General features: G+C 64.9%; 28 protein-coding genes. 17 read left to right on the top strand and 11 right to left on the bottom strand.

Annotation, left to right across the window (positions count from 1 at the left end; genetic code table 11):
- Window positions 1-68: 68 nt before the first annotated feature.
- The 3 genes from VR863_RS13060 to VR863_RS13050 all read right to left on the bottom strand — a co-directional run bounded on the left by VR863_RS13060 (window position 69) and on the right by VR863_RS13050 (window position 4717).
- Window positions 69-1871, bottom strand: coding sequence for an AMP-dependent synthetase/ligase (locus tag VR863_RS13060; protein ID WP_324828904.1), 1803 nt, complete (start codon window positions 1869-1871; stop codon window positions 69-71).
- Between the two features lie 97 nt (window positions 1872-1968).
- Window positions 1969-3678 (bottom strand): gamma-glutamyltransferase, encoded by a 1710-nt coding sequence (gene ggt / locus VR863_RS13055; RefSeq protein WP_324828903.1) that lies wholly within the window; start codon window positions 3676-3678, stop codon window positions 1969-1971.
- Between the two features lie 10 nt (window positions 3679-3688).
- A complete protein-coding gene (locus VR863_RS13050; protein WP_324828902.1) occupies window positions 3689-4717 on the bottom strand; it encodes a quinone-dependent dihydroorotate dehydrogenase in 1029 nt (342 codons plus the stop codon).
- 348 nt (window positions 4718-5065) lie between these two features.
- Between VR863_RS13050 and VR863_RS13045 the strand changes: the two genes are divergently transcribed.
- From VR863_RS13045 to VR863_RS12995, 11 genes are all read left to right on the top strand, one after another.
- Complete coding sequence (locus VR863_RS13045; RefSeq protein ID WP_324828901.1) at window positions 5066-5980, top strand: helix-turn-helix transcriptional regulator; 915 nt, start codon at window positions 5066-5068, stop codon at window positions 5978-5980.
- A 91-nt stretch (window positions 5981-6071) separates the two neighbouring features.
- Complete coding sequence (locus VR863_RS13040; RefSeq protein ID WP_324828900.1) at window positions 6072-6482, top strand: SUF system Fe-S cluster assembly regulator; 411 nt, start codon at window positions 6072-6074, stop codon at window positions 6480-6482.
- Entirely contained in the window at window positions 6479-7960 is a 1482-nt protein-coding gene (gene sufB / locus VR863_RS13035) for a Fe-S cluster assembly protein SufB (protein WP_324828899.1), read from the top strand. Before VR863_RS13040 ends, sufB begins: the two co-directional genes overlap by 4 nt.
- Window positions 7957-8478 (top strand): endonuclease domain-containing protein, encoded by a 522-nt coding sequence (locus VR863_RS13030; protein WP_324828898.1) that lies wholly within the window; start codon window positions 7957-7959, stop codon window positions 8476-8478. The genes sufB and VR863_RS13030 overlap by 4 nt, the downstream gene beginning before the upstream one ends.
- 1 nt (window position 8479) lies before the next feature.
- On the top strand, window positions 8480-9226 hold the full coding sequence (sufC, locus tag VR863_RS13025) for a Fe-S cluster assembly ATPase SufC (protein WP_324828897.1): 747 nt from the start codon (window positions 8480-8482) through the stop codon (window positions 9224-9226).
- Complete coding sequence (locus tag VR863_RS13020) at window positions 9223-9615, top strand: hypothetical protein (RefSeq protein ID WP_324828896.1); 393 nt, start codon at window positions 9223-9225, stop codon at window positions 9613-9615. Before sufC ends, VR863_RS13020 begins: the two co-directional genes overlap by 4 nt.
- The gene (locus VR863_RS13015; protein WP_324828895.1) at window positions 9615-10373 is read left to right on the top strand and encodes a SufD family Fe-S cluster assembly protein; all 759 of its coding nucleotides are present in this window, start codon (window positions 9615-9617) and stop codon (window positions 10371-10373) included. Before VR863_RS13020 ends, VR863_RS13015 begins: the two co-directional genes overlap by 1 nt.
- Window positions 10370-11587, top strand: a complete 1218-nt coding sequence (locus tag VR863_RS13010) for a cysteine desulfurase (RefSeq protein WP_324828894.1) — start codon at window positions 10370-10372, stop codon at window positions 11585-11587. Before VR863_RS13015 ends, VR863_RS13010 begins: the two co-directional genes overlap by 4 nt.
- Window positions 11584-12099: an SUF system Fe-S cluster assembly protein gene (locus VR863_RS13005; RefSeq protein ID WP_324828893.1), complete on the top strand. Its 516-nt coding sequence runs from the start codon at window positions 11584-11586 to the stop codon at window positions 12097-12099. The genes VR863_RS13010 and VR863_RS13005 overlap by 4 nt, the downstream gene beginning before the upstream one ends.
- Entirely contained in the window at window positions 12099-12458 is a 360-nt protein-coding gene (locus VR863_RS13000; protein WP_324828892.1) for a HesB/IscA family protein, read from the top strand. Before VR863_RS13005 ends, VR863_RS13000 begins: the two co-directional genes overlap by 1 nt.
- A gap of 8 nt (window positions 12459-12466) precedes the next feature.
- Complete coding sequence (locus tag VR863_RS12995; RefSeq protein WP_324828891.1) at window positions 12467-12700, top strand: hypothetical protein; 234 nt, start codon at window positions 12467-12469, stop codon at window positions 12698-12700.
- 1 nt (window position 12701) lies between these two features.
- Here the strand turns inward: VR863_RS12995 and VR863_RS12990 are convergent, their stop codons facing one another.
- The 3 genes from VR863_RS12990 to VR863_RS12980 form a co-directional block, all read right to left on the bottom strand.
- Window positions 12702-13631, bottom strand: coding sequence for a hypothetical protein (locus VR863_RS12990; RefSeq protein WP_324828890.1), 930 nt, complete (start codon window positions 13629-13631; stop codon window positions 12702-12704).
- 73 nt (window positions 13632-13704) lie between these two features.
- Window positions 13705-14121 (bottom strand): hypothetical protein, encoded by a 417-nt coding sequence (locus VR863_RS12985; RefSeq protein ID WP_324828889.1) that lies wholly within the window; start codon window positions 14119-14121, stop codon window positions 13705-13707.
- Window positions 14114-14803 (bottom strand): EI24 domain-containing protein, encoded by a 690-nt coding sequence (locus VR863_RS12980; protein WP_324828888.1) that lies wholly within the window; start codon window positions 14801-14803, stop codon window positions 14114-14116. Before VR863_RS12980 ends, VR863_RS12985 begins: the two co-directional genes overlap by 8 nt.
- A 112-nt stretch (window positions 14804-14915) precedes the next feature.
- Here VR863_RS12980 and VR863_RS12975 point away from each other — a divergent pair, with 112 nt between their 5' ends.
- The gene (locus tag VR863_RS12975; protein ID WP_324828887.1) at window positions 14916-15911 is read left to right on the top strand and encodes an adenosine kinase; all 996 of its coding nucleotides are present in this window, start codon (window positions 14916-14918) and stop codon (window positions 15909-15911) included.
- A gap of 12 nt (window positions 15912-15923) precedes the next feature.
- On the opposite strand, the gene VR863_RS12970 is transcribed toward VR863_RS12975, so the two are convergent.
- Together VR863_RS12970 and purD are read right to left on the bottom strand one after the other, a co-directional pair.
- Entirely contained in the window at window positions 15924-16337 is a 414-nt protein-coding gene (locus VR863_RS12970; RefSeq protein WP_324828886.1) for a hypothetical protein, read from the bottom strand.
- 50 nt (window positions 16338-16387) lie between these two features.
- On the bottom strand, window positions 16388-17665 hold the full coding sequence (gene purD / locus VR863_RS12965) for a phosphoribosylamine--glycine ligase (RefSeq protein ID WP_324828885.1): 1278 nt from the start codon (window positions 17663-17665) through the stop codon (window positions 16388-16390).
- Between purD and xseA the strand changes: the two genes are divergently transcribed.
- From xseA to VR863_RS12945, 4 genes are read left to right on the top strand one after another with little or no spacing between them, the layout of a single operon-like run.
- Window positions 17664-19127 carry an exodeoxyribonuclease VII large subunit gene (gene xseA / locus VR863_RS12960; protein WP_324828884.1) on the top strand — a complete coding sequence of 488 codons (1464 nt, stop codon included), beginning with the start codon at window positions 17664-17666 and terminating at the stop codon, window positions 19125-19127. The genes purD and xseA overlap by 2 nt on opposite strands.
- A gap of 30 nt (window positions 19128-19157) precedes the next feature.
- Entirely contained in the window at window positions 19158-19361 is a 204-nt protein-coding gene (locus VR863_RS12955) for a DUF2093 domain-containing protein (protein WP_434784994.1), read from the top strand.
- Window positions 19358-20287: a M23 family metallopeptidase gene (locus VR863_RS12950; protein WP_434784993.1), complete on the top strand. Its 930-nt coding sequence runs from the start codon at window positions 19358-19360 to the stop codon at window positions 20285-20287. Before VR863_RS12955 ends, VR863_RS12950 begins: the two co-directional genes overlap by 4 nt.
- Window positions 20288-20330: 43 nt before the next feature.
- On the top strand, window positions 20331-21323 hold the full coding sequence (locus VR863_RS12945; protein ID WP_324828882.1) for an esterase-like activity of phytase family protein: 993 nt from the start codon (window positions 20331-20333) through the stop codon (window positions 21321-21323).
- A gap of 50 nt (window positions 21324-21373) precedes the next feature.
- Here VR863_RS12945 and rpmB read toward each other — a convergent pair whose 3' ends face one another.
- Window positions 21374-21664, bottom strand: a complete 291-nt coding sequence (gene rpmB, locus VR863_RS12940) for a 50S ribosomal protein L28 (RefSeq protein ID WP_324829279.1) — start codon at window positions 21662-21664, stop codon at window positions 21374-21376.
- Between the two features lie 182 nt (window positions 21665-21846).
- Here rpmB and VR863_RS12935 point away from each other — a divergent pair, with 182 nt between their 5' ends.
- Window positions 21847-22275: a nucleoside deaminase gene (locus tag VR863_RS12935; protein WP_324828881.1), complete on the top strand. Its 429-nt coding sequence runs from the start codon at window positions 21847-21849 to the stop codon at window positions 22273-22275.
- Here VR863_RS12935 and VR863_RS12930 read toward each other — a convergent pair.
- Entirely contained in the window at window positions 22272-22841 is a 570-nt protein-coding gene (locus VR863_RS12930; RefSeq protein WP_324828880.1) for a ribonuclease T2 family protein, read from the bottom strand. The genes VR863_RS12935 and VR863_RS12930 overlap by 4 nt on opposite strands.
- A 130-nt stretch (window positions 22842-22971) precedes the next feature.
- Window positions 22972-23409, bottom strand: coding sequence for a hypothetical protein (locus tag VR863_RS12925; protein ID WP_324828879.1), 438 nt, complete (start codon window positions 23407-23409; stop codon window positions 22972-22974).
- Window positions 23410-23428 lie beyond the last annotated feature (19 nt).

Genomic DNA, 23428 nt, shown 5'->3' with positions numbered 1-23428 from the left:
AAAACGAACGCTGTGTCTTCAGACTATTCGATTTTCCATTTGGAAGAGCAAGCGAATACTTGCAGCTGTCAGTTTCGGTAAAGTCCTTCCAGCCGATCGCCGTAGCGTTCCCTTATCTTGTGGCGCCGGATCTTCATGCTCGGCGTCATTTCTTCGTTTTCGATCGTGAAGCCTTCGTCGGCAAAGGCGAACTGGCGCACCTTTTCTACCACCGACAGGTCCTTGTTCACCCGGTCCACCGCAGCGCGCACGGCAGTGCGAAATTCGGGATTGTCCTGCAAATCCTTCAGGTCGAACTTCTTGCCGTTGGCCTTGGCCCACTCCAGCGCCCATTCGGCGTCGGGCACCAGCAGGCCAACGACATAGGGGCGCTTGTCGCCAGCGACCATCGCCTGGCTGATCTCGGGTTGCAGCGTCAGCATCCCTTCGACTTTCTGAGGGGCGATGTTGTCGCCCTTGTCGTTGATGATCATGTCCTTCTTGCGATCGGTGATGACAATGCGGCCCTTGTCGTCGAGATGGCCGATATCGCCGGTGTGCAGCCAGCCGTCCTTGATCGCCCGCTCGGTTTCGGCTTCGTTCTGCCAATACCCGTGCATGACCAGTTCGCCGCGGCACAGGATTTCGCCATCGTCCGCGATCCGGATTTCCACCCCGCGCATCGGCGGGCCGACCGTGTCCATCCGGATCCCGGCGGCTGGCCGATTGCAGCTGATCACCGGACCCGCTTCGGTCTGGCCGTAACCCTGGAGCATGGTCAGGCCCATGGCCTCGAAGAAAATGCCCACTTCTGGGTTCAGCGGCGCGCCGCCGGAAACCATGGCCTTCATGCGGCCGCCGAATTTCTGGCGGATTTTCGGTTTGAGCAAACGCCCCACCACCATGTCGCGCACCCCGTCGAACAGTTTCGACGAACCGGCCGCGCGGCGCTCGCCCACGCCCAGCGCGCTGTCCATCAGCTTTTCGCCGAGGCCGCCCTGCTTCTGAACCTGCTTCATGATGCGCGTGCGCAGCACTTCGAACAGGCGCGGGACCACAACCATGATGGTCGGGCGCGTTTCCTCGATGTTGCTGGCGAGCTTTTCCAGCCCTTCGGAATAATAGATCTGCGCGCCCACGCCGATCGGTAGGAATTGCCCGCCGCTGTGTTCGTAGGCGTGACTTAGCGGGAGGAAGGACAGGAAGCGTTCGTCGTCGCTGATGCCGAAATCGTTGATCAGGATTTCCGCAGCCCCAGCCACGTTGCACAGGATGGCGCCGTGATGCTGCTTGACCCCGCGCGGCGCGCCGCCCGTCCCGCTCGTGTAGATGATGCAGGCGGTATCGCCGCGCCCGATCTTCGCGATGCGGGCTTCGACCGCTGCCCGCGCCGCTTCGGGATCGCCTTCCAGCATTTTCGACCAGTCGTGATAGGTGAAGCTGCCCGATTGCTGGCGGTGCAGGTCTTCGATCCCGATCACGTGTTCGGCAACACCCGACGCCTGGAGGGCGCCGTGCAGCGGCCGCAGCAGTTTTTCGTTCGAGACGATAACTGCCTTCGCGCCCGAATTGTCGAGGATGTGCACGTGATCGCGTTCGGTGTTCGTAATGTAGGTCGGCACCGTGATGCAGCCGGCGGCCATCGTGGCAAGGTCCGCGATACACCATTCAGGCCGGTTTTCGGACACGATGCAGACACGGTCCCCGTCCCTCAGGCCCAGCTTGCGGAGATTCCCGGCCAGTAGGCAGACCTGGTCGGCGGCTTCGCGCCAGCTGATCGTGCGCCAGGCGCCGTCGATCTTTGCCCCCAGAAACGGCTGGTCGGCGTGCGCGTCGGCCCGCTTGAGAAAGAGTTCGACGAGATTGTTGGCCGAATCGATATCGGACAGCACGGCAGGCTCCTCAGGTGTTGTTGTTTTTATCTGACCCAACTTCGTTCGGGGGCTTAAGCTCCCCATGCCGCTACGGCAAGCATCCGCTCATGGCCTGTCAGGGCGTATCGAGCTTGCCGATCAGGCGCGGATCGCGGGCGCTGGACCAACCTTGCGACGAGCGCAGCAGCGCACCGCCCTTGACCGGCGCTTCGCGCACCCAAAGATCGGTGTGACCAAGCGCGCGGAACGCCGCTGCCTTCGTTTCCAGCCAGGTGCCTTCTTCCAGCATCACACGATCGCCATACGCCATCACGAAAGGCAGGCCGAGCGACTGTTCCGCCGTCAGGCCGAAATCGATAGCGCCGATGATGCTGCGCGCGGTCTGCACCGGGATCGTCGCGCCGCCCGCTGCGCCGACCGCCATGAACGGGCGTCCTTGCGGGTCCCAGATCACCGTGGGCGACATCGAGCTGCGCGGGCGCTTGCCCGGTTCGACCCGGTTGGCCACCAGGCGCCCGCCAACCTGCGGCGAACGGCTGAAGTCGGTCAGTTCGTTGTTGAGGAAGAACCCGCCCGCCATCAGGCCCGAGCCGAACGCGCCTTCGATGGTCGAGGTGTAGCTGACCATCGTGCCGGCTGCGTCGACGGCGGCGAAATGCGTCGTGCCGTGTTCTTCGGGCTCGTCGCCGTCGGCCTGCGCGCGCGGTGCGCCGTGGGGCGCGCCGGCGGCCACGAGGCCAAGGCTGGATGCCGGGTCGATCAGGGCGCTGCGTTTGGCCAGATAGGACGGATCGAGCAGGCCCGCGACAGGCACCGACACGAAATCGGCATCGGCAAGATACAATTCGCGATCAGCATAGGCGAGCCGCTGCGATTCGAGAAACAGGTGCCAGGTGGCCGGATTATCGACCCCGAGTGCGGAAAGGTCGAACCGTTCCAGCTGGCCCAGAATCTGCAGCACCGCGACACCGCCGGACGTGGGCGGCCCCATCGAACAGATGCGGTAGGCCCGGTAGCTGCCGCACACCGCGCCGCGTTCCTTTGCCGCATATCCGGCAAGATCGGCTACGGTCATCGCGCCTGCATGGGGCGTGTCAGCGGCCACGGTCTGTGCAATCTCTGCTGCCAGATCGCCGGTGTAGAACGCCTTGGGGCCAGCGGCGGCAATCGCTTCGAAAGTCTGCGCCAGTTCCTCGTTCACGACGGTGTGACCGACCGGGAGGGCGCCGCCGTCCGGTCCGTAGAACAGCGCGCGCCCGGTTTCGCTGAAGGCCGCGAGGTTGCTGGTCGTCTGGAGCGAGGAATTGAGCCGCGGGTTGATGGCAAACCCGCCGCGCGCAAGGGCGATGGCTGGTCCGAAAAGGTCCGCCCAGGCCAATTTTCCGTTTTTCGCATGAGCCTTGGCGGCCATGGCAATGTTGCCGGGTACACCCACCGACAGGCCGCTGCGCACCGATTCCATGAAATCCGGAAGCGTTCCGTCCGCGGCCAGAAACCATTCGGGAGTTGCGCCTGCCGGGGCCGTTTCGCGGCCGTCGAACGTCGTGACCGCGCCGTCCGTCGTTCCGCGGACCATGAAGCCGCCGCCGCCGATGCCCGAACTTTGCGGTTCCACCACGGTCAGCGCCAGCATGGTGGCGATGGCGGCGTCGGTTGCACTGCCGCCTTTACGCAGCATGGCTTCCCCGGCGTCCTGCGCGCGCGGGTCCGCCGCGCTGACCGAGCCTGCGAACGCCGGGGCGTTTTCCGTGGCGGAAGGGGCGGGGACGGTCGCGCAGCCGGCAAGGGCCAGGGCGACAAGCGAAGCGGAGAGTGTGCGCAACATGCGCGTCTTGCTATTCGCTTCCGACGGCTTCGGCAATCGTGCTGAAGCCGTCGCGCTCCATCAGGCGCTCAAGCCCGCGCAGGATGCGGCGCGGCAGGCCGGGGCCTTCGTAAACCATGGCGCTGTAAAGCTGCACCAGGCTGGCGCCGGCGCGGATACGCGTCCAGGCGTCCTCTGCGTTGCCGATGCCGCCCACGCCGACCAGCGGGATCGCTCCGCCGGTCGCCTTGCGGAAATCGCGCAGGCGGGTTTGCGCCAGATCGCGCAAGGGCGCCCCCGACAACCCGCCCGCTTCACGGGCCTGCAAGGAAGACAGTGCCGGGCGCGAAATCGTGGTGTTCGACACGATAAGCGCGCCAAGCTTCCGGTCGAGAGCGATGCGTGAAATCGCGTCGACGTCGGCCGGTTCGAGGTCAGGGGCAACCTTGAGGAATACCGGCGGACCCGAGGCGCCCCGCGCTTCGATCACGGCATCCAGCAGTCCGGTCAGGGCGCCTTCATCCTGCAGGGCGCGCAAGCCGGGTGTGTTCGGGCTGGAAATATTGACGGCGAGGTAGGACGCGAGCGGGGCCATGATGCGGGTCATCGCGGCATAATCTGCCACGCGGTCGGCGCTGTCCTTGTTCGCGCCGATGTTTATCCCGACGATTCCGGGCCTGCCCGCTCGCGCGGCGAGACGTCGGCGCGCAATTTCGGCACCGCCATTGTTGAACCCCATGCGGTTGATCACGCCGCGATCCTCGACCAGCCGGAACAGGCGCGGCTTCGGATTGCCTTCCTGCGGGAGGGGGGTGATCGACCCCACTTCGGCGAACCCGAATCCCAGCCCGAGCAACTGGTCCGGCACTTCGGCGTCCTTGTCGAAACCGGCGGCCATGCCCAGGGGATTGGGAAACGCAAGTCCTGCAATATCGATCGCCAGTTTTCCCGGGCGCGGCGGCCCGCGCATCGGGGAGGCTGCCAACGCGCGAACCGTCAGGCGGTGGGCGCGTTCGGGATCGATGGCGAACAGGGCGGGGCGGGCAAGATCGAAAAGCATGACCGGGCCTATGGACAAGGGCGGCCACGCTGTCGAGATTCCACACAGGCGGCGCCACACCTCACGAGATTGCGGCGCCACAATGCCGATTTTCGCGAATGTGTCGCTTGCATACAATCAAATGTAACAAACTTGATCTAGCAAACTCTTGCGACCCGAAGGGCTCGGAGCATCATTGCATCGAGTTCTCGACTTCAAGGGGCGGCTCCTAACGGGGCCGCCCTTTTTTTGTGCAGTTGAAAGTGCGCGTGCCCGATCAACAATAATTGTGCTAACGAACTTTACGTCGCCACTCGATTTGGCGTATTTATACAAAATCGGGTTCGATATTTGTTTGGGGGCTAAGGTTTGTCCGCTTCGGCTGGGGATCAGGAACCGTATTCTTTCCAGTTCGTCGCTGCGCCTGACGACCTGGCCCCGTATCTCAATTCACTCTACATCTGGCGCAGTACCGAAGCTGAACTTGCCGATGTGCTGCCCGCCTATTCGGGGCAAATGGCCGCCTTCGCGATGGGCAAGGCGCGCATGGCGTTCGACGATGGGGCCGTCGGCGAATCGAGCGACGCCTTTTTCCTTGCCCCGCTATGCCAGGCGCGCAGCTTTCAGGTGCGCGGCCCGGCCGTCCTGTTCGGGGTGTCCCTCAATTTTCGCGGCTGGGCGGCGGTCTGCGGACTTTCCGTTCACGATCACCACGACAAATTTCTGCCTGCGGACATGGTGCTGGGCGAATCGCTGGCCGTGGAATTCGCGTCGCTTGCGCCGCGCTGGCGCGATGGCGAACTGGACGATGACGGCATTCTGGCGGCGATGGCTGGAATCGTCCGCCGTTCCCTGTCCGAACTGCCGCCCGCCCACCTCGAAGTGATCGATCGTACGCTCGAATGGCTTTCGAGCTCGTTCAAGCCGGCTCTCGATGACCTTTACGACACGCTGCCGTATTCCAAGCGGCAGGTGCAGCGCCTCGTCGCCCAGTTCTTCGGCCAGTCGCCGGTGCGGCTGGTGCGCCGCTACCGGGCGGTTCGCGCCGCAACGCTGCTGTCGCTGCCCCAATTGGGCGAGGAAATGGAAGCCGACATCCGCGAGGCGTTTTACGATCAGGCGCACCTCATCAAGGAAATCCGCTTCTTTACCGGCCGCACGCCCAAGCGTCTCCAGCCCCAGACGCAATCCCCGGTAAACGGGATGCTTGGCCCCGAAGGGTACGGTGCGGTGGACCTGTTCGGATCGGGCGAAGCGCAGCAGTTGGGCCGTGATCCGACGTAACTGCTAACGACTCGCAACAAGGCAAAAGCCGTTGAAACGGCGGGTTCGCGAGACTAACTGCCCAATCGGAACAAATTGGTCCGATTAAAGTATGCGCCTTTCAAACCTAGCCGATTACGCCATCGTCACGATGTGCGCCGCGTCCCGCCATTGCGGCGGAGGCAGGAGCAGTGCGGCCGAACTGGCGGCGGAAACTGGCCTGCCAGTACCCACGGTGCAGAAGCTGGTCAGCAAGCTTTCGGCTGCCGGCCTGCTGCGTTCCACGCGGGGGGCGGGCGGCGGATTGCAGCTTGCCCGTCCGGCGGCGGCAATCAGCGTGGCCGATATCGTCGAGGCGGTGGAAGGGCCGATTGCGCTCACCGCCTGCATAGACGGATCGGATTGCTCGATCGGACCCGATTGCAGCGTCCGGCCGCACTGGCCGCTTGTGAACGATGCGCTGCGCGGCGCGCTGGCAGCGATCCCGCTGACCCAGCTTGCACGAATTGAAGAGATGGCATGAGCGAAGAACTGGACATCCAAGACCGTGACGCACGTGAGGCGGCCGACAAGGCGGCCGACTACGAACACGGCTGGTCCTCCGATATCGAAACCGAATTCGCCGAGAAGGGTCTCAACGAAGACACCGTCCGGTTCATTTCCGGCAAGAAGGGCGAGCCGCAGTGGATGCTGGACTGGCGTCTGAAAGCGTTCCGGTTGTGGCAGGAAATGGAAGAGCCCGACTGGGCCAAGGTCGGCTATCCGCGGATCGATTACCAGGACGCCTATTATTACGCCGCGCCGAAGAAGAAGCCGCAGCTCGATTCGCTCGACGAACTCGATCCCGACATCAAATCGGTTTACGACAAGCTGGGCATCCCGATTGCCGAACAGGAAGTGCTCGCCGGAGTCAAAGGCGCGCGCAAGGTCGCCGTGGACGCCGTGTTCGACAGCGTCAGCGTCGCCACGACCTTTCGTGAAGAACTCAAGCGGGCGGGCGTCATCTTCCTGTCGATCAGCGAAGCGATCAAGGAATACCCCGCGCTGGTGAAGAAGTGGCTGGGCCGCGTGGTGCCGCAGCACGACAACTATTTCGCCACCCTCAACAGCGCGGTCTTTTCCGACGGCACCTTTGTCTATGTGCCCGAAGGCGTGCGCTGCCCGATGGAGCTCAGCACCTATTTTCGCATCAACGCCGAGAACACCGGCCAGTTCGAGCGCACGCTGATCATCGCCGAAAAGGGCGCTTATGTCAGCTATCTCGAAGGCTGCACCGCGCCGATGCGCGATGAAAACCAGCTCCACGCCGCCGTGGTCGAACTGGTTGCGATGGACGATGCCGAGATCAAGTATTCGACCGTGCAGAACTGGTATCCCGGCAACGCCGAGGGCGTCGGCGGGATCTACAATTTCGTCACCAAGCGCGGCCTGTGCCAGGGCGCGCGCAGCAAGATCAGCTGGACGCAGGTTGAAACCGGTAGCGCGGTGACGTGGAAGTATCCATCGTGCGTGCTCAACGGCGAAGACAGCGTTGGCGAGTTCTACTCGGTCGCGGTGACCAACAATTACCAGCAGGCCGATACCGGCACCAAGATGATCCACAACGGCAAGGGCAGCCGCTCGACGATCATCTCCAAGGGCATTTCGGCGGGCCACAGCAACAACACCTATCGCGGGCTGGTGCGCGTGGCGGCCAACGCCGATGGCGTGCGCAACTTCACCCAGTGCGACAGCCTGCTGCTGGGTTCGCTCAGCGGCGCGCACACCGTCCCCTATATCGAAGTCAAGAACCCCAGCGCGCAGATCGAACACGAGGCGACCACGAGCAAGATCAGCGACGACCAGCTGTTCTACGCCATGCAGCGCGGGCTCGATGCGGAAGAGGCCGTGGCCCTGATCGTCAACGGCTTTGCCAAGGACGTGCTGAAGGAACTGCCGATGGAATTTGCCGTCGAAGCGCAGAAACTGTTGGCGATATCGCTCGAAGGAAGCGTCGGATGACCGAGAAAAAGACCCTCAAGCTCCGCGATCCTTCCGAGGCCGCCGACGAAACCCCCTCGATCAAGAAGAAAGGTCGCGGCTGGGAAATTTCGGAGAAGCGCCTCGATGCGCTCCATGACCGCGCGCGTGACATGCGGCGGCATTCGACCCCGGCGCACAAGGCGCTGGCCGCGCGCTTCGCCAAGGCCGATCTGGGCAAGTACAAGTTCACGCGTCACATGGTCATCGGTTCGGCCATCGTCGATTTCGGCTGCCACAACCTCGGCATGGCGATTTCCATCGACGAAGAAGGCGCCGACGAAGCCATCGCCAAGCGCCGCGACAAAAGCCTCGAGACGGTCGGTGTCCGCGTCATGCGGATCAAGGCGGCCGATATTCTCGACGACATGGACGCGGTGCTCGAACGCATCACACTGGGAATGCGCAGCCGCATTGCCGACCGGAAGCAGGCCGCGCGGGCGCACCGCGAAGCCAATCCGCGCCAAAGCTATTCGCGTCCGCGCGACACCAGGAACTGATATGCTGACAATCGAAAACCTCCACGCCGAAATCGCCGGCAAGCAGATACTCAATGGCCTCTCGCTGACCGTGAAGGCTGGCGAAATCCATGCCATCATGGGCCCCAACGGTGCGGGCAAGTCGACGCTTGCCTATGTCCTGGGCGGCCGGCCCGGTTATGAAGTGACGCAGGGATCGGTGACTTTCAACGGCGTCGACCTGCTTGCGATGGACCCGCACGAACGCGCGGCAGCCGGCCTGTTCCTGGGCTTCCAGTACCCGGTTGAAATTCCCGGCGTATCGAACGTGCAGTTCCTGCGTGAGGCGCTCAATTCGCAGCGCAAGGCGCGCGGCGAAGCCCCGCTGACCGGCGGTGAATTCCTGAAGCTTGCCCGCGAAAAGGCCGCGCTGCTCAAGCTCGACCCCGAAATGCTCAAGCGTCACGTCAACGTCGGCTTTTCCGGCGGCGAGAAGAAGCGGGCCGAGATGGTCCAGATGGGCATACTCGACCCGAAATTCGCCGTTCTCGACGAAACCGACAGCGGCCTCGATATCGATGCCTTGCGCGTGGTGGGCGAAGGGATCAACGCGATCATGCGCGATCCGGCAAAGGGCGTGCTCCTGATCACGCATTACCAGCGCCTGCTGGACGTGGTGAGGCCGGACAAGGTGTCGATCCTGTCGGCGGGCCGCATTGTCCAGACCGGCGGCCCCGACCTTGCGCTGCGGCTCGAGGACGAAGGCTATGACGCGGTGATGGCGGCATGAGCATGTTCGGCATCCTCCTCCTCGCCCAGGCGGCGGCCCTTCCGGCCGCACCTGCACCTGCCGCCCCGACCCCCGTGGACGAACAGATCGCGGCCATCGGCGAGCGTATGAGCGCATGGCAAGGCGGCCTGGCCAAGGTCGACGCCAAGCTTACCTGCGAAACCAAGCAAAGCACCGGTGACGGGATGATCGACGCCATCCGTTGCGGTTCGATGCTGATGTGCGTTGGCCCGCTGGCCCCCCAGATCGACGAGATCATGGCCCTGGACATCGCACAGCGCGAAAAACAGGAGCAGACCAGCGGCCTCATGCAGACGGCGATGCCCTGCATGGAGGATTATCACCGGCAGGCGATTGCGCGGCTGGCAGCGACCCGGGCGGGCAACTGATGGTCGACGCGGCCACCCTTCCCACCCGGCGCGACGAAGCCTGGCGCTATTCCGCAGTGGAGCGCCTGCAGGGCGTGGCGCTTGATGACTGGCGCGAAATCACCATTCCGGCAGGCGAAACATTCCGCGATTGCCTGGTCATTGCCGATGGAAATGCGACCAGGCCGACCGAGCTTCACAGATGGCGGGTCACCGTCGGGGCGGGTGCGCGCTGCGAAGTGTTCGCGGTTCTGGCGTCGGCCGAATTTGCGCGACTGGAGATCGAGGTCACGCTCGCCAAGGGCGCGCATCTCGAATTTGGCGGTATCACCGTGGGCGGACGCGAAACCGTTCGTGAATTCGTGACCCGCGTGGTTCATGCCGAACCCGAAGCAACCAGCAATCAGGTGATCCGCAGCGTCCATTGGGACCACGGCACCGGCAATTTCCTCGGCAATATCGACGTTGTGCGTGATGCGCAGAAAACCGACGCGGCGCAGGACTTCAAGGGCCTGCTGCTGGAAAAGGGCGCAAGCGTGAACGCGGTGCCCCAGCTGGAAATTTTTGCCGACGATGTGAAATGCGCCCACGGCGCCAGCGTTGGCCAGATGGACGAAAGCGCACGCTACTACATGGCGGCGCGCGGGATTTCGCCCGACCTTGCCCGCCGCTTGCTGGTGCAGGCCTTCCTCGGCGATGCGCTGGTTTCGCTGGACGACGATGACGCTCGCGAAACGCTCATGCAGCACGCGCTCGCCAAGGTGGACGCCAACCTGTGAGCGAGGCTGCGACCCTTACGCGCAAAGCGGACTTTCCCGGCCTGCTGACGGGCGAAGGGGCGCCGTGGCATTACCTCGATACCGCCGCGACCGCACAGAAACCGCAGGCCGTGATCGACGCGATGAGCCGCGCTTTGGGCCGCGATTATGCGACCGTTCACCGGGGGGTCTATTCGCGCAGCGCGCAGATGACGCTCGGTTACGAGGCGGCACGCCGCCGGACGGCGCGCTTCATCGGCGCGCAGAGCGAGGATGAAATCGTGTTCGTGCGCGGTGCGACCGAAGCGATAAACCTCGTCGCCGCCAGTTGGGGCATGACGCGGCTGGGCCAAGGCGACCGGATCATCCTGTCCACGCTGGAACATCATTCCAATATCGTGCCGTGGCAGATGGTGGCCGAACGGACCGGGGCGCAGATCGATGTCTGTCCGCTAACCGAAGATCATCGTATCGACCTCGGCGCGCTCGAAGCGCTGCTGACGCCGCGTACGAAACTGGTTTCGCTGGCGCATGTTTCCAACGTGCTCGGAAGCGTCCTCGATGCCCGCGCAGCGGCCGATCTGGCGCATTCGGTCGGTGCGAAGCTGCTGCTCGATGGATGCCAGGCGGCCCCGCGCATGGCGCTCGACATGGCCGCGCTCGATTGCGATTTCTACGCGTTTTCGGGCCACAAGCTTTACGGGCCAACCGGCATCGGCGTGCTGTGGGCGCGCGCGGAACTGCTCGATTCCATGCCCCCGTGGCAGGGCGGCGGCGCGATGATCGACCGTGTGACGTTCGACAAGACGACCTATGCCCCGCCGCCCCAGCGGTTCGAGGCCGGAACGCCGATGATCACCGAGGCGATCGCGCTGCACGCCGCGATCGATTACGTCGATGCGTTGGGCGTGGATCGGCTGTTCGAGCACGAAGCGTCGCTGGCGCGGCAGTTGCGCGCCGAACTGCGAAACCTCAATTCCGTAACGCTCTATGGACCCGAGGAGAGCGCCGGCATCGTCAGTTTCTCGCTCGAGGGGGTGCATCCGCACGACCTCGGCACCATATTGGACGAAGAAAATGTCGCGATCCGGGCCGGGCACCATTGCGCGCAGCCGTTGATGGACCATCTCGGCATCCCCGCCACCGCGCGGGCGAGCTTCGGGCTCTATTCGGACGAAAGCGATATCGCCGCCCTTTTGCGCGGCATCGAACGCACCCAGAGGATCTTCGGATGAACGACACCCGCGAACAAAAGGATTTCATCGCCGCGCCTGCGCCCAACGATACGGTCGTGGCCAAGCCTCCGCGCGCGCGGGTGGAAGACGCGATCGAGCCGGATGGCGCGCCCGCCGAAACCATGGCCGAAAAGGTCGAACGCAAGCGCGACTATCTGGAAGGGTTCCTTCAGGCGAAGCCCGAAAACGTGCCGGCTGGCGAACCGGGCGGCGAATTGTACGAAGCGGTCGTCGCTGCGCTCAAGGAAATCTACGACCCGGAAATTCCGGTCAATATCTACGATCTTGGCCTGATTTACGGAGTCGATGTGTCGCAGGACAGCGACGTGGTCGTCACGATGACGCTGACGACGCCGCATTGTCCGGTGGCCGAAACCATGCCGGGCGAGGTGGAACTGCGCGCCGCCAGCGTGCCGGGTGTCCGCGATGCAGAGGTCAATCTGGTGTGGGACCCGCCATGGGGTCCGGACAAGATGACCGACGAAGCGCGCCTCGAACTGGGGATGCTGTGATGAACGATACCAAGATCCGCCCCGCCCCCAAGGCCGCCGTGGTCCTGACCGAGCGCGCCGAACGGCGTGTTGCCGAACTGATGGACAAGGCCCCTGCCGATGCCATCGGGGTGAAGCTGTCGACACCGCGTCGCGGCTGTTCCGGCCTTGCCTATTCGGTCGACTACGTGACGCAGGAAGCCCGGTTCGACGAGAAGATCGAAACCCCTGGCGGCATCTTCTATATCGACGGGGCGAGCGTGCTCTACCTTGTCGGCAGCACGATGGATTGGGTCGAGGACGACTTTGCCGCCGGGTTCGTGTTTGAAAACCCCAACGCCAAGGGCGCGTGTGGCTGCGGCGAAAGCTTCATGGTATAAATCATGGAATGTATGGTCCGCGATCACGCCTGATCGACAAAGCCGCCGCACTGATCGCGCGCGGCCACGAAGCGCGCAAAAGACGTGCGAAGGCGAACACGCTGGCGGCCGCGGCGCGCGCTGAACGCAAGCGGATCAACCGCCGCAAACCACCCGAAGCCGGAATTGCCATACCCGCGGTGCCGCCCGGGGGTCCGCTCCCGATTCAGGGCGGCGCCGAAGCGCCGCTCGACTTCGACTAGCTTATTCTTCGGCGAGGAAATCGAGCAGCGCCTGCTCGTAATCGTCAACCTTTCCATCGGCCGCAATGCGGGCGTCGAGCCAGTCGCTTTCGTGGGCGGTAACGGCCTGCGCCGCGTCGGCGCGTTCGGTCCGTGTGGGCGCGGACGCCTTGCGGCCGAAAACGATACCGAATGCGTTGGGTGAAGCCTTCGCCATGCGGCCAAGGAAACTGCCGACGCTGCCTTCGGTGTTGCCCATGAAGGCCTGAAGCTCGGTTGCGCGGTCGCGGCTGATCTGCGCGTTCGGATCGCTATACCCCTGGAGGTAATTGGCCACGCCCTGCACGAACAACTGCTTCCATTCCGGCGCGTTGTCGGCGCCCAGCGTGGCGTCCTTGAGGCGGAACAGCATTTCGGCCTCGCGCTTGCCCACAGCGGCGGGGCGTTCGCTGGCTGGCGCGAAGATGGCGCGGCGAAGCAGTTTCACCTCGGCGGGGGTGACGTTGCCCGCTTCGAGCCGCCCGCCATCGCGGGTTGGGCCGGTGCCATGCAGCACGGCCTTTTCGATCTGCGTTTCGGCGTATTCCTTCAGCCGGACGGGCACATTGTGCGCGCGTTCGAACACCCGCACCAGCAGCTCTACTTCGGCCATCGAACCCAGTTCGCCATCGGCATCGATGCGCTGCATCAGCCAGTCGGCGTTCTCCTCGTCGACGTATCCCGTCGGAGCGCGTTGGTTGACGATGTATTCGCCCAGCGCTTCCACGAAGAAATCGACCCATTCGGCACTTTTCGACGTGAGCTGCGCGTTGAGCGAAAAGATCGCGTCCGCTTCGGCCTGGCCGATATGCCCGTCGGGCCATGCCACGCGCCGCAGGGCAAGAATGTCGTCGCCCGTGATCGCGCCGTCCGCGCCGATTTTCGAGGCCAGTTCGCCGAAATGTACGCTCATCGTCGTCAAGTCCCACTAACTCAGGTGGGATACGCCTAACGCGGTTTGCTTAAAGTCGGGTTAGCGCGGCGCTCTAACGCCGCAGGGCGGCGACGCAGGCGGCGCGGTCCACATCGATCCCATCGCTCGCCCGGCGGGCGTCGACATAGGTGGCGCTGGGTTCGGCGCGCGGCGTGAGCGGGTAGAGATAGACGTCGAGAACGCACGCATCGCCCGCGAACTGCAGCTTGCGCGCATCGCCTTCCTTCACTTCGAGGCGCGGGGGGCCGAAGATGTTGGCAAGCGCGGTTTCGTTGCGCCCGATCACGCTCTCGAGGCCCGGCATGTTCATCACCCGGGGTGCCTTGAAATCCCGTGTGGAAGGGGCGGGCCGGACCACTTGCGGTGGCGGCGCGCCGGTTGCCGGACGCGCAGGCGCGCCCGTATAGGTCGCCGGGGCGGATGCGCAGGCTGCGACAAGGGGCAGCAGCAGGAGAATCGCGCTACGCATCGGGACTTTCCTTTCGCGAGCGGTGGACCATGTGGGTCGCGCTCGCCGCCCCGATTATGGGGGCTATGAGGTTTACGAAGGGTATCGCGAGCATGGCGGCGACAACGCCGCCAAGCGCGAACCGGGACGGCCCGCCCATCGGCGCGACCTCGGCTGGGTCCTGGCGATGCCGCAGCCACACCATGTCCTGCAATTCGCGCCCAAGCAGGAAGGCGTTGACGGCCCAGAATACCGCCGCCGTGCCGATTCCCGTTACCAGAAGGGCCAGCGCGACTGGCAGGGCCAGCAGGTTGACGAGCAACGCCCGGCCCGTGGAGCGAAGGCTGTTGGCCGCTTCCTCGCGGAATGGCAGCGCCCGCGCCCGTGCGGCGTGGGCAGGATAGTGGCGCGCTTCGACCGCACGGACCACTTCGTCGGCGAAGAACTGGAGGATCGCCAGCGCGACGAACCGGAACAATAGCCAGGCGGCCACCACGGTCAGCAGGCCCGACAGCACGACGAAGACATCGCCTTCGACACCCGCCCATTCGGCAAGCATCGGCGAAAGCCATTCCGTCAGCGCCCAGCCCAGCGCCAGAAACACCGCGAGCGTCGCCAGCAGGCTCTTGCCCAGGACCTTCAGAATGGCCGGATCGCCAAGCTGGCCGAGCGACAGGGCAAGGGCTTTGGGGAGAGACGTCATCGGGGGCGGGATGCGCAGACCGGCGCGCCAAGTCAACGCCGCGCTTGGCCAAACCCCGACGAACCGCTAACCGCGCCCGACATATCGAGAATCCCCCCTCCCTGGAGTATCCATGACCCAACCCCGCTACGACGTGATCGCCATCGGCAACGCCATCGTTGATGTAATGTCCCCCTGCCGGGACGAGCTGATCGAGGAGCTGGGTCTGGCCAAGGGCGGGATGACGCTGGTCGATACCGAACGCGCAAAGGAACTTTACGCGGCGATGGGACCGGCGCGGGAAATCTCCGGCGGGTCCGCGGCCAACACGCTGGCGGGTATGTCGGCACTGGGCGCACAATGCGCCTTCATCGGCCAGGTCGCCAGCGACCAGCTTGGCGACGTGTTCAGCCACGATATCCGCGCCGTGGGCATCGATTTCGACACCCCCGCCCGCGAGGCCGAACCACCGACCGCCCGCTGCCTGATATTCGTTACGCCGGATGGCGAGCGCACGATGAACACCTTCCTTGGCGCAAGCCAGTTTCTGCCGCCCGCCGCGCTGGACGACGAAACGATCGCCAGCGCCAGCATCCTCTATCTCGAAGGCTACCTCTGGGATCCGGAAGAGCCGCGCAGCGCGATGCGCCGGGCGATTACCGTGGCGCGATCTGCCGGGCGCAAGGTTGCCTTTACCGCCAGCGAAAGCTTCGTGATTGACCGTCACGGCGACGATTTCCGTGCGCTGATCGAAGAAGGCCAGATCGACATCCTGTTCGTGAACGAACACGAACTGGCCTCGCTGACCGGCGAAAGCGAATTCGAAGCGGGTGTGGCGGCCGTTGCGGGCAAGGTTCCCGTGCTGGTTGCGACCCGTAGCGCCAAGGGCGCGATCGCGGTGGCGGGCGATACGCGCGCCGAAGTCGGCGCCGAACCGGTGGACAGAGTGGTCGATACAACCGGCGCTGGCGATCTGTTCGCAGCAGGGTTCCTGACCGGCCATGCGCGCGGCGAAAGCCTGGAGAGATGCCTGCGCATGGGGGCGATCTGTGCCGCCGAGATCATCAGCCATTACGGCGCCCGGCCGGAAGCCGATCTCAAGGCGCTGGTGGCCGAAAAGCTGGATTGAGCGCTACCGGGCTCAATAGGCCGGTTTTTCGTAATCCGGATTGCGCAGCCGCACCATGTGGCGCGCGATGGTTTCCACCTGTTCCTGGTTGAGATCGAAGTCCATCTCTTCCGGATAATTGTGCGCGTCGATCAGCCAGATCGCCAGCGTGTCGTCGGTCAGGCCGGGGCTGTTCGCGATATCGGCAAAGGTCGGCGAGGCGGGGTTGGGCGACAGGCCCGGCGGCTCCACCGCGTGGCATCCGCCGCACGCCCCCTGCGCGAAAGCAAGGTCCGTTTTCGGATCGGTGCCGCCATGCAGCGCAAGCTCCGGTTTCGGGGTGCTGTCGACCTGCTGCGCGGTCGGGCTGGATGTCTGGCAGGACGCAAGACCGGCAAGGGCCATGGGTGCCAGCAGGATGCAAAGGGCGGCGCGGTGCGTTGTCATGATTGCAGTGTGCGCCTTTTGCCCCGTCCCGATCAATGGCTAATCGCGGATCAGCCGTGGGTTTCGCGGCGCACTTCGCGCTGGCCGATGTCGCGGCGACAGAAACCGTCGGGGAAATCGACCGCATCGACCGCGGCATAGGCGTTGCGTTGCGCCTCGGTTGCGCTGGCCCCGCGCGCCGTGACGTTGAGCACTCTTCCGCCGCTCGAAACCAGCGTGTCGCCTGCCATCTTGGTGCCCGCGTGAAACACCTTCGCGCTGTTCGATTCGGCACCGTCCAGGCCGATGGCCCCGCCGGTCTTCGGCGTTCCGGGATAGCCTTGTGCGGCCATCACCACGGTCAGCGCGAAATCGTCGGAAAGGCGCGGCGGCGCGATTTCGCCAAGCCGTCCCTGCGCACACGCCTGCATCAGTTCGACGAGATCGCTTTCGAGCCGCATCATCAGCACCTGGCATTCCGGATCGCCAAAGCGCGCGTTGTATTCGATCAGCTGGGGGCCATCGCCGGTCAGCATCAGGCCGGCATAAAGAACGCCCGAATAGGGCATGCCTTCTTCGCGCATCGTGCGGACCGTGGGTTCGATGATTTCGCGCATGGCCCGGTCTTGCAGCGCCTGCGTCAGCACCGGGGCGGGCGAATAGGCCCCCATTCCGCCCGTATTGGGACCGGTATCGCCTTCGCCCACGCGCTTGTGATCCTGCGCCGTGCCGATCGGCACGATGGACACGCCGTCGGTAAGGGCAAAGAAGCTGGCTTCCTCGCCCGTCAGGAATTGTTCGATCACGACTTCGCTGCCGGCACTGCCGAAGCGGCCATCGAACATTTCGCTCAGCGCGTGTTGCGCTTCTTCGCGCGATTCGGCGATTACCACGCCTTTGCCCGCGGCCAGCCCGTCGGCCTTGAGGACGAACGGCGGGTCGAACCGCTTCAGGGCGCCCCACGCCTGTTCCAGCGAGGTGCAGCGCCGATACCGTGCCGTCGGAATGCCCGCGCGGTCGCACAATTCCTTGGTGAAGCTCTTGCTGCCTTCGAGCTGCGCCGCCTGCTTCGATGGCCCGAACGTGTCGATCCCTTCGGCGCGCAAACTGTCGGCCAATCCGTCCACCAGCGGCGCTTCCGGGCCGATCACCACCAGCCCGATGGCGTTCGCGCGACAAAACTCGATCACGGCGGCATGATCGGTTGCATCAAGCGCTACGCATTCGGCATCCTGTGCGATACCGGGGTTTCCCGGTGCCGCCCACAGCTTGTCGCAATCCGGCGATTGCGCCAGTTTCCAGCTAAGCGCATGTTCGCGCCCGCCGCTGCCGAGCAGAAGGATATTCATGGCCGACGATCCCCACAATTACGATGACGAAGATGGGCTGGTAGCGAAGGGGCGCGCCGGGGACAACGCCGCGCCGCTATCGGTCAGCGAAATCTCCCAATTGCTCAAGCGCACGGTGGAAGATCGTTTCGGCTTCGTGCGCATTCGGGGAGAGCTGTCTGGCGTCAAGCGCGCCGCCAGCGGGCACATGTATTGCGCCCTCAAGGACGACAAGGCGGTGATCGACGGGGTGATGTGGCGTGGCAGCACGCAGCGCCTGTCTTTCAAGCCCGAAGATGGGCTCGAAGTGATCGCCACGGGCAAGCTCACGACCTATCCGGGCCGTTCGAAATACCAGATCGTGATCGAGGGCATGGAACTGGCGGGCGAAGGCGCGTTGCTGGCCCTGCTCGAGAAAACCAAGGCGCGGCTGGCGGCCGAAGGGCTGTTTGCGCCCGAACGCAAGCGGGCGCTGCCGTTCCTGCCGCGCACGATCGGCGTTGTCACCAGCCCCACCGGAGCGGTCATCCGCGATATTCTTCACCGCTTGGCCGACCGTTTTCCCAGCCGGGTGATCGTGTGGCCCGTGCTCGTGCAAGGCCAGGGTGCCGCCGATCAGGTGGCGGGCGCGGTGCGCGGATTTTCTGCCCTGCCCACAGGCCACCCCGACCGCCCCGACCTGGTGATCGTGGCGCGTGGCGGCGGCTCGATCGAGGACTTGTGGAGCTTCAACGAGGAAGTGGTCGTCCGTGCGATTGCCGAATGCACCATCCCCACGATTAGCGCCGTCGGACATGAAACCGACACGACGCTGGCCGATTTCGCCGCCGACCGGCGGGCGCCCACGCCGACTGCCGCAGCCGAAATCGCGGTGCCGGTGCGGGCCGAACTTGCCGCGACGATCGAGGATCTCGTTCACCGGCAGAGACAGTGTGCGCTGCGCCCTGTCCTGCTGGGTCGTGAACGTCTCGAAGCGCGGGCCCAGCGCCTGCCCCGTCCCGAAGCGCTGTTGCAGCCCCAGTCGCAGGCGCTGGACGATCTTTCGGATCGGTTGCGACGCGGCCTCATGGACCGCGCCGGACAGGGCCGTGAACGCCTGGGCAAGCTGCGTCTGACCCCTTCGGTCCTCGAAAGGGGGCTGCGCGATGCGCAACGGGCGCTTGCCGGACAGCGGCTGGTGCCCGCCCTGATCGAGAAGCCGCTGGCCGAACGGCGCGACAGGCTGGCCGCGCTGATGCGGCTGGCTGAACAGCTCCATCCGGACGGCCCGCTCCAGCGCGGGTACGTGCGCGTGATCGGTTCCGATGGCCGGACCCTGACCGACAGGGCGGATGCCGCCAAGGAAGCGGCGTTGACCCTCAAGTTTCGCGACGGCGAGCTTGGGGTTACTACCGGTGAAGCGCCTGAGCCCGGACCTGCGCATGCGCGCCGCAAGCCGCGCCAGACCGGAACGCCCGTCCGTCAGGATGATTTGTTCGGGTAACCTGCAAGTGCTAGGAACGCGCCTATGTTGATGAACAAGAATTCGACGCCCTCCGGTGGAGAGGCGAAACTGCATTACGGCCCGTCCGGTTTCCGTGTCTTGCGGGCCGGACAATTCGTGACCTGTGCGATGAGCGGGGTGCAGATTGCTCTCGAAGAGCTGCGCTACTGGTCGGTCGAGCATCAGGAACCCTACGCCACCGCGCAATTGGCGACGGAGCGTTTGAAACCGTGATATCTTACCGGGTCGCGCCGTTTCTCCTCCTGATCATTTCCGCCTGTGTGCCGCAATCCGCGCCGCTGGACAGCGCAGGCGATGTCTCCCAAGCCGAAGTGGTGCAGCCCGTGCGCGCACCCCTGCCTGCCGCCACCGCTGCGCCCACAGCCCCGGTGCCCGCCCGCGCTGCCGTGTTCACCTTTGCCGGTGAACTGACGCAAGGCGGCTGGATACGCGGCGAAGCGCCGGCCGGGGCGGTGCGCGTCACGATGGACGGCGTACCGGTTTCGCTCGACGGGCAGGGCCGGTTCTTCGCCGCGTTCGACCGCGATGCCGGACCGTCGGCCACATTGGACGCCGTGCTTGCCGATGGCCGTACGGTTCGCAGCCCGTTGGCGGTGGCGTCGCGGGACTGGAACATCGAGCGGATCAACGTTGCGCGCAGGCCCAGCGGGGCATCGGAGGCCTTCCTCAGGGTCCGCAGGCCCGAATTGTCCGCCATCGGCGCGGCGCGATCGCGCGTCACCGACGCTACGGGTTGGCAGCAGGACTTCATCTGGCCGGTGAAGGGGCGCATTTCGGGCCGATTCGGGTCCCAGCGCATCTATCGCGGGGAACCGGGCAGTTACCATACGGGCATCGACATCACGTCGGGCACCAGTGGTACGCCGTATGTAGCGCCGGCCGACGGCGTAGTCGTGCTGGCGGTCGACGATTTCAGTCTCGAGGGCAAATTGCTGATTCTGGACCATGGGAACGGGCTCAACAGCGCGTTCCTCCATTCCTCCCGCCTCTACGTCACCGAAGGCGAGACGGTGCGGCAGGGCCAGCACATTGGCGATATCGGATCGTCGGGCCGCGCCACCGGACCGCATCTGCACTGGGGTCTGAAGTGGAACCACGCACGGCTCGACCCGCTGTTGTTCACTGGCCCGATGGGCTGACCCGATGACGGATGCGTTGCCGCAGCCGGCCGGACGGTAAATCATGCGGCCCAGACGCCTCCTCATGACGCTTGCCCTTGCCGCGGCCCTGGCGCCCTCGCTGTGGTTGCGCAGCGAAGCGCCGCGCGTAAAGGCGAGCCCGTTCGGGCACATCGAACCCCTTGCCCACCAGGCAGCCACCGCCGGCCCGTTCCGGCTCGAGGGGGCCTGGGAGATCAGCGGCAGCGGATCGATGTTCGGCGGGTTTTCGGCGCTGATCACCCTGCCGGGCGACCGGTTCCTTGCCGGGACCGATGGGGGCCGAAAACTGGTATTCCTTCGGCCCGATCGCCCGGGGCCGCCTGCCTTGTTCAGCCGGTTCGGCACCAAGGCCGATGTCGACAAGCTTGCCGTGGACCTCGAAGCGCTCACGCGGGATCCGGACACCGGCGTCGTGTGGGGCGCCTACGAAGCCAGCAACGCCATCCGCCGGTTCGGCGCCGATCTTGCCCCCCAGGGGAAGGTTCGGCCACGCGCGATGCGCGAATGGGGCCTCAATTCGGGTGCGGAAGCGTTTACCCGCCTGCCGGACGGGCGTTTCTTGGCGGTCGAGGAGCGGGCGGAAGGCTGGGGCTCGGAAATTCACAAGGCGGTGCTGTTCGCTGGCGATCCCCTGGAGGACAAGGCGCCCCGAATTCTGCAGCTTGCGGTGCCGGGAAATTATCGCCCGGTCGACATGATCGCCACGGGGGACGGGCGGGTTCTGGTGCTGCTGCGCGAACTGGTCATTTCGCTGCCGCCGGGTTTCCGAACGGCGATCGGCGAATTCGATGTTGCCGACGTCAAACAGGATGCCCGCGTCAAGCTGCGAGTGCTGGCCGAACTGGGCGATGGCTTCCCGCATGACAATTACGAAGGGCTGGCCATCACGCAGGACGATGGCGTTCCGCACGTCTGGCTGGTGTCCGACGACAATTTCATGACCTACCAGCGCTCGCTCCTGCTGAAGCTGCGCTGGGACCAACGGCGGGACCAACGGCAAAAAGCGCGCAAGTAACCTCGCGCGCTCTTGCGTAAACGGGATGGAAAGCGCCGAAGCGCCGGGCCTTAAGCGGCCTCGGCGGTCGCCTTCTTGAGCTCGCGCTTGACCTTCAGCGCGCGCGTCGAAAGCTTTTCGTCGCGGGTCTTGAGCAGCCAGTTGTCGAGGCCGCCATTGTGTTCGACCGAACGCAGACCCTGCGTCGAAACGCGGAACTTGAAGCTGCGATCCAGCTTCTCGCTCATCAGCGTGACGTTCTGCAGGTTCGGCAGGAAGACCTTCTTGGTCTTGTTGTTGGCGTGGCTCACATTGTGGCCGACCTGGCGACCCTTGCCGGTGAGTTCGCAAATGCGCGACATGATACGTCTCTCGTTCAAGTGGCTGGGCGAGTTCCCTTGTCCGCACTTGGCGGCAGGGGCTCGGTTTGTCCCGGAAAGCGGCGCGCATAGCGGCGGCCTCGCGAATCGTCAAGCACGTTGCGCCCTTGGCTTCGGGGCGTTAGCGCACTCCTCCTATGCCCGGCTGGACCCTTCCGCAACCCATGCAGCGCGCGCTTGCGCTGGCCGAGCTGTCGGCGGCGGCGGGCGAAGTGCCGGTTGGCGCCGTGGTCGTGCACCAGGGGCGGATCGTTGCAGAAGCGCACAACGCCCCGCGCGACACCTGCGATCCCACCGCCCACGCCGAAATACTGGCGATTCGCCGGGCCGCCGAAACCCTGGGCCAGGACCGGCTGACCGATTGCGAACTGTGGGTCACGCTGGAACCGTGCGCCATGTGCGCCGGCGCCATCGTGCACGCGCGGATCGCCCGGCTCTATTATGGCGCAAGCGATGAAAAAGGCGGAGCGGTGGAGCATGGCGGCCGGATCTTCGACCAGCCGCAATGCCTGCACCGCCCCCAGGTCTATCCCGGTATCGGGGAAGAACGCGCCGCCGGGCTGCTGCGCGAATTTTTCCGCCAGAGGCGTTAAAGCCCGCGCCAGATTTTCGCGCGCACCGAATCGTTCGCGCCAAAACGCGATCGGGTGCAGGGCGCTGGCATGAAGCGCTTGTCGTAACAGAGGCGCAGCTCTTCCAGCCATCCCTTGCCGTTCAACCGCACGCCTATCGCATCGGCGCGCCAGCCGCGGTTGGCATCGACGAACCGGGTGCGGATCGTGCCGGCGGTCAGGCCTTCTTCGCGTGAGATGCGGTCGAAGTCCGGCATACGCAGGCCCGCAAACAGGATCCGGGTTACCGTGAAATAGGTAGCGGGGCGTTTCGCCATGCAGCTGCCATGCTTGGCCCACTGGCGTGCCAGGAGCGTGGCTGATGGGGACAGGCACATATTGGCCCGCAGATCGCGCGCGGTCAGGCGCCGCTGCACCGCGCACCACTGCGGCCAGCTGCGGCCACTTTCGGGCCACAACCCATGCACCACCATGCCAAAGCGCCCCTCACGTCCGGCGCATTGCCGTGCATGGCGCGGCTGGCGCTCGCGCGGTTTGCAGAATTCGGGGCTCCAGCTGAGGGCGAGCGTGTAGCCGGTGACCGGCATTGGCCGCGCGGGCCCGTCCGCAGGAATCGCGGGCACGCGGATCTGCGCGGGCAGGCGGCACTGATATGCCTGCGCCGCGAGCGGGCTGGCACAGGTCAGGGCCGGTATAAGCGCGGGCAGGAATCGCAGTTTAAAGCGAATCGGTGACCTGCCCGGAATCGCCGCGAAACCAGTCGCGTGCTTCGGCTGTAAACAGGAACAGCGTGGATGCGCCCGCCACCACCGTGGCCAGCGCATCGGCCACCGAAGAAGGGATCGGATTGGCCAAAGCGCCCGTCCGAACGATTTCGATCGCCGAATAGACCACCAGAGCCAGCAGCACCCAACGCACGGCGCCAATCCGGTATTGCGAAATGGCAGCCCACACGACGAGGGCAATGGTGAGGAATATCGCGACCGACGAGAGCAGCAGAATGACCCCCATGCCGGGTGAATTGCCCTTGCTCATCGCAATTGCCGCTTCGGCCTGATCGGACAAATTCGCCCAGGCCAGTGCCGTCGACACCAGGCTGAGGATTACCGAGATCCAGAACAGATATTCGAACCGACGTATAGACTTCGGCTTCACGCCTTTTCCCCCTTGGCTT

It is taken from the genome of Qipengyuania zhejiangensis (assembly GCF_035607565.1).
GTDB lineage: Bacteria > Pseudomonadota > Alphaproteobacteria > Sphingomonadales > Sphingomonadaceae > Qipengyuania > Qipengyuania zhejiangensis.
The sequence above is the reverse complement of the archived record's forward strand: the minus strand, read 5'-3'. Positions and strand labels throughout refer to the sequence as shown.

What these genes read in the sequence shown, in the direction of transcription:
- VR863_RS13000 (WP_324828892.1), top strand. Translation starts at nt 12,099, where the DNA reads ATGAACGATACCAAGATCCGCCCCGCCCCCAAGGCCGCCGTGGTCCTG.
- sufB (WP_324828899.1), top strand. Translation starts at nt 6,479, where the DNA reads ATGAGCGAAGAACTGGACATCCAAGACCGTGACGCACGTGAGGCGGCC.
- VR863_RS13030 (WP_324828898.1), top strand. Translation starts at nt 7,957, where the DNA reads ATGACCGAGAAAAAGACCCTCAAGCTCCGCGATCCTTCCGAGGCCGCC.
- VR863_RS12930 (WP_324828880.1), bottom strand. Translation starts at nt 22,841, where the DNA reads ATGCCGGTCACCGGCTACACGCTCGCCCTCAGCTGGAGCCCCGAATTC.
- VR863_RS12970 (WP_324828886.1), bottom strand. Translation starts at nt 16,337, where the DNA reads ATGACAACGCACCGCGCCGCCCTTTGCATCCTGCTGGCACCCATGGCC.
- VR863_RS13020 (WP_324828896.1), top strand. Translation starts at nt 9,223, where the DNA reads ATGAGCATGTTCGGCATCCTCCTCCTCGCCCAGGCGGCGGCCCTTCCG.
- VR863_RS13050 (WP_324828902.1), bottom strand. Translation starts at nt 4,717, where the DNA reads ATGCTTTTCGATCTTGCCCGCCCCGCCCTGTTCGCCATCGATCCCGAA.
- VR863_RS13005 (WP_324828893.1), top strand. Translation starts at nt 11,584, where the DNA reads ATGAACGACACCCGCGAACAAAAGGATTTCATCGCCGCGCCTGCGCCC.
- VR863_RS12995 (WP_324828891.1), top strand. Translation starts at nt 12,467, where the DNA reads ATGTATGGTCCGCGATCACGCCTGATCGACAAAGCCGCCGCACTGATC.
- ggt (WP_324828903.1), bottom strand. Translation starts at nt 3,678, where the DNA reads ATGTTGCGCACACTCTCCGCTTCGCTTGTCGCCCTGGCCCTTGCCGGC.
- VR863_RS12985 (WP_324828889.1), bottom strand. Translation starts at nt 14,121, where the DNA reads ATGCGTAGCGCGATTCTCCTGCTGCTGCCCCTTGTCGCAGCCTGCGCA.
- VR863_RS13040 (WP_324828900.1), top strand. Translation starts at nt 6,072, where the DNA reads ATGCGCCTTTCAAACCTAGCCGATTACGCCATCGTCACGATGTGCGCC.
- VR863_RS12990 (WP_324828890.1), bottom strand. Translation starts at nt 13,631, where the DNA reads ATGAGCGTACATTTCGGCGAACTGGCCTCGAAAATCGGCGCGGACGGC.
- VR863_RS12955 (WP_434784994.1), top strand. Translation starts at nt 19,158, where the DNA reads ATGAACAAGAATTCGACGCCCTCCGGTGGAGAGGCGAAACTGCATTAC.
- xseA (WP_324828884.1), top strand. Translation starts at nt 17,664, where the DNA reads ATGGCCGACGATCCCCACAATTACGATGACGAAGATGGGCTGGTAGCG.
- VR863_RS12945 (WP_324828882.1), top strand. Translation starts at nt 20,331, where the DNA reads ATGCGGCCCAGACGCCTCCTCATGACGCTTGCCCTTGCCGCGGCCCTG.
- rpmB (WP_324829279.1), bottom strand. Translation starts at nt 21,664, where the DNA reads ATGTCGCGCATTTGCGAACTCACCGGCAAGGGTCGCCAGGTCGGCCAC.
- purD (WP_324828885.1), bottom strand. Translation starts at nt 17,665, where the DNA reads ATGAATATCCTTCTGCTCGGCAGCGGCGGGCGCGAACATGCGCTTAGC.
- VR863_RS12975 (WP_324828887.1), top strand. Translation starts at nt 14,916, where the DNA reads ATGACCCAACCCCGCTACGACGTGATCGCCATCGGCAACGCCATCGTT.
- VR863_RS12935 (WP_324828881.1), top strand. Translation starts at nt 21,847, where the DNA reads ATGCAGCGCGCGCTTGCGCTGGCCGAGCTGTCGGCGGCGGCGGGCGAA.
- VR863_RS13015 (WP_324828895.1), top strand. Translation starts at nt 9,615, where the DNA reads ATGGTCGACGCGGCCACCCTTCCCACCCGGCGCGACGAAGCCTGGCGC.
- VR863_RS12980 (WP_324828888.1), bottom strand. Translation starts at nt 14,803, where the DNA reads ATGACGTCTCTCCCCAAAGCCCTTGCCCTGTCGCTCGGCCAGCTTGGC.
- sufC (WP_324828897.1), top strand. Translation starts at nt 8,480, where the DNA reads ATGCTGACAATCGAAAACCTCCACGCCGAAATCGCCGGCAAGCAGATA.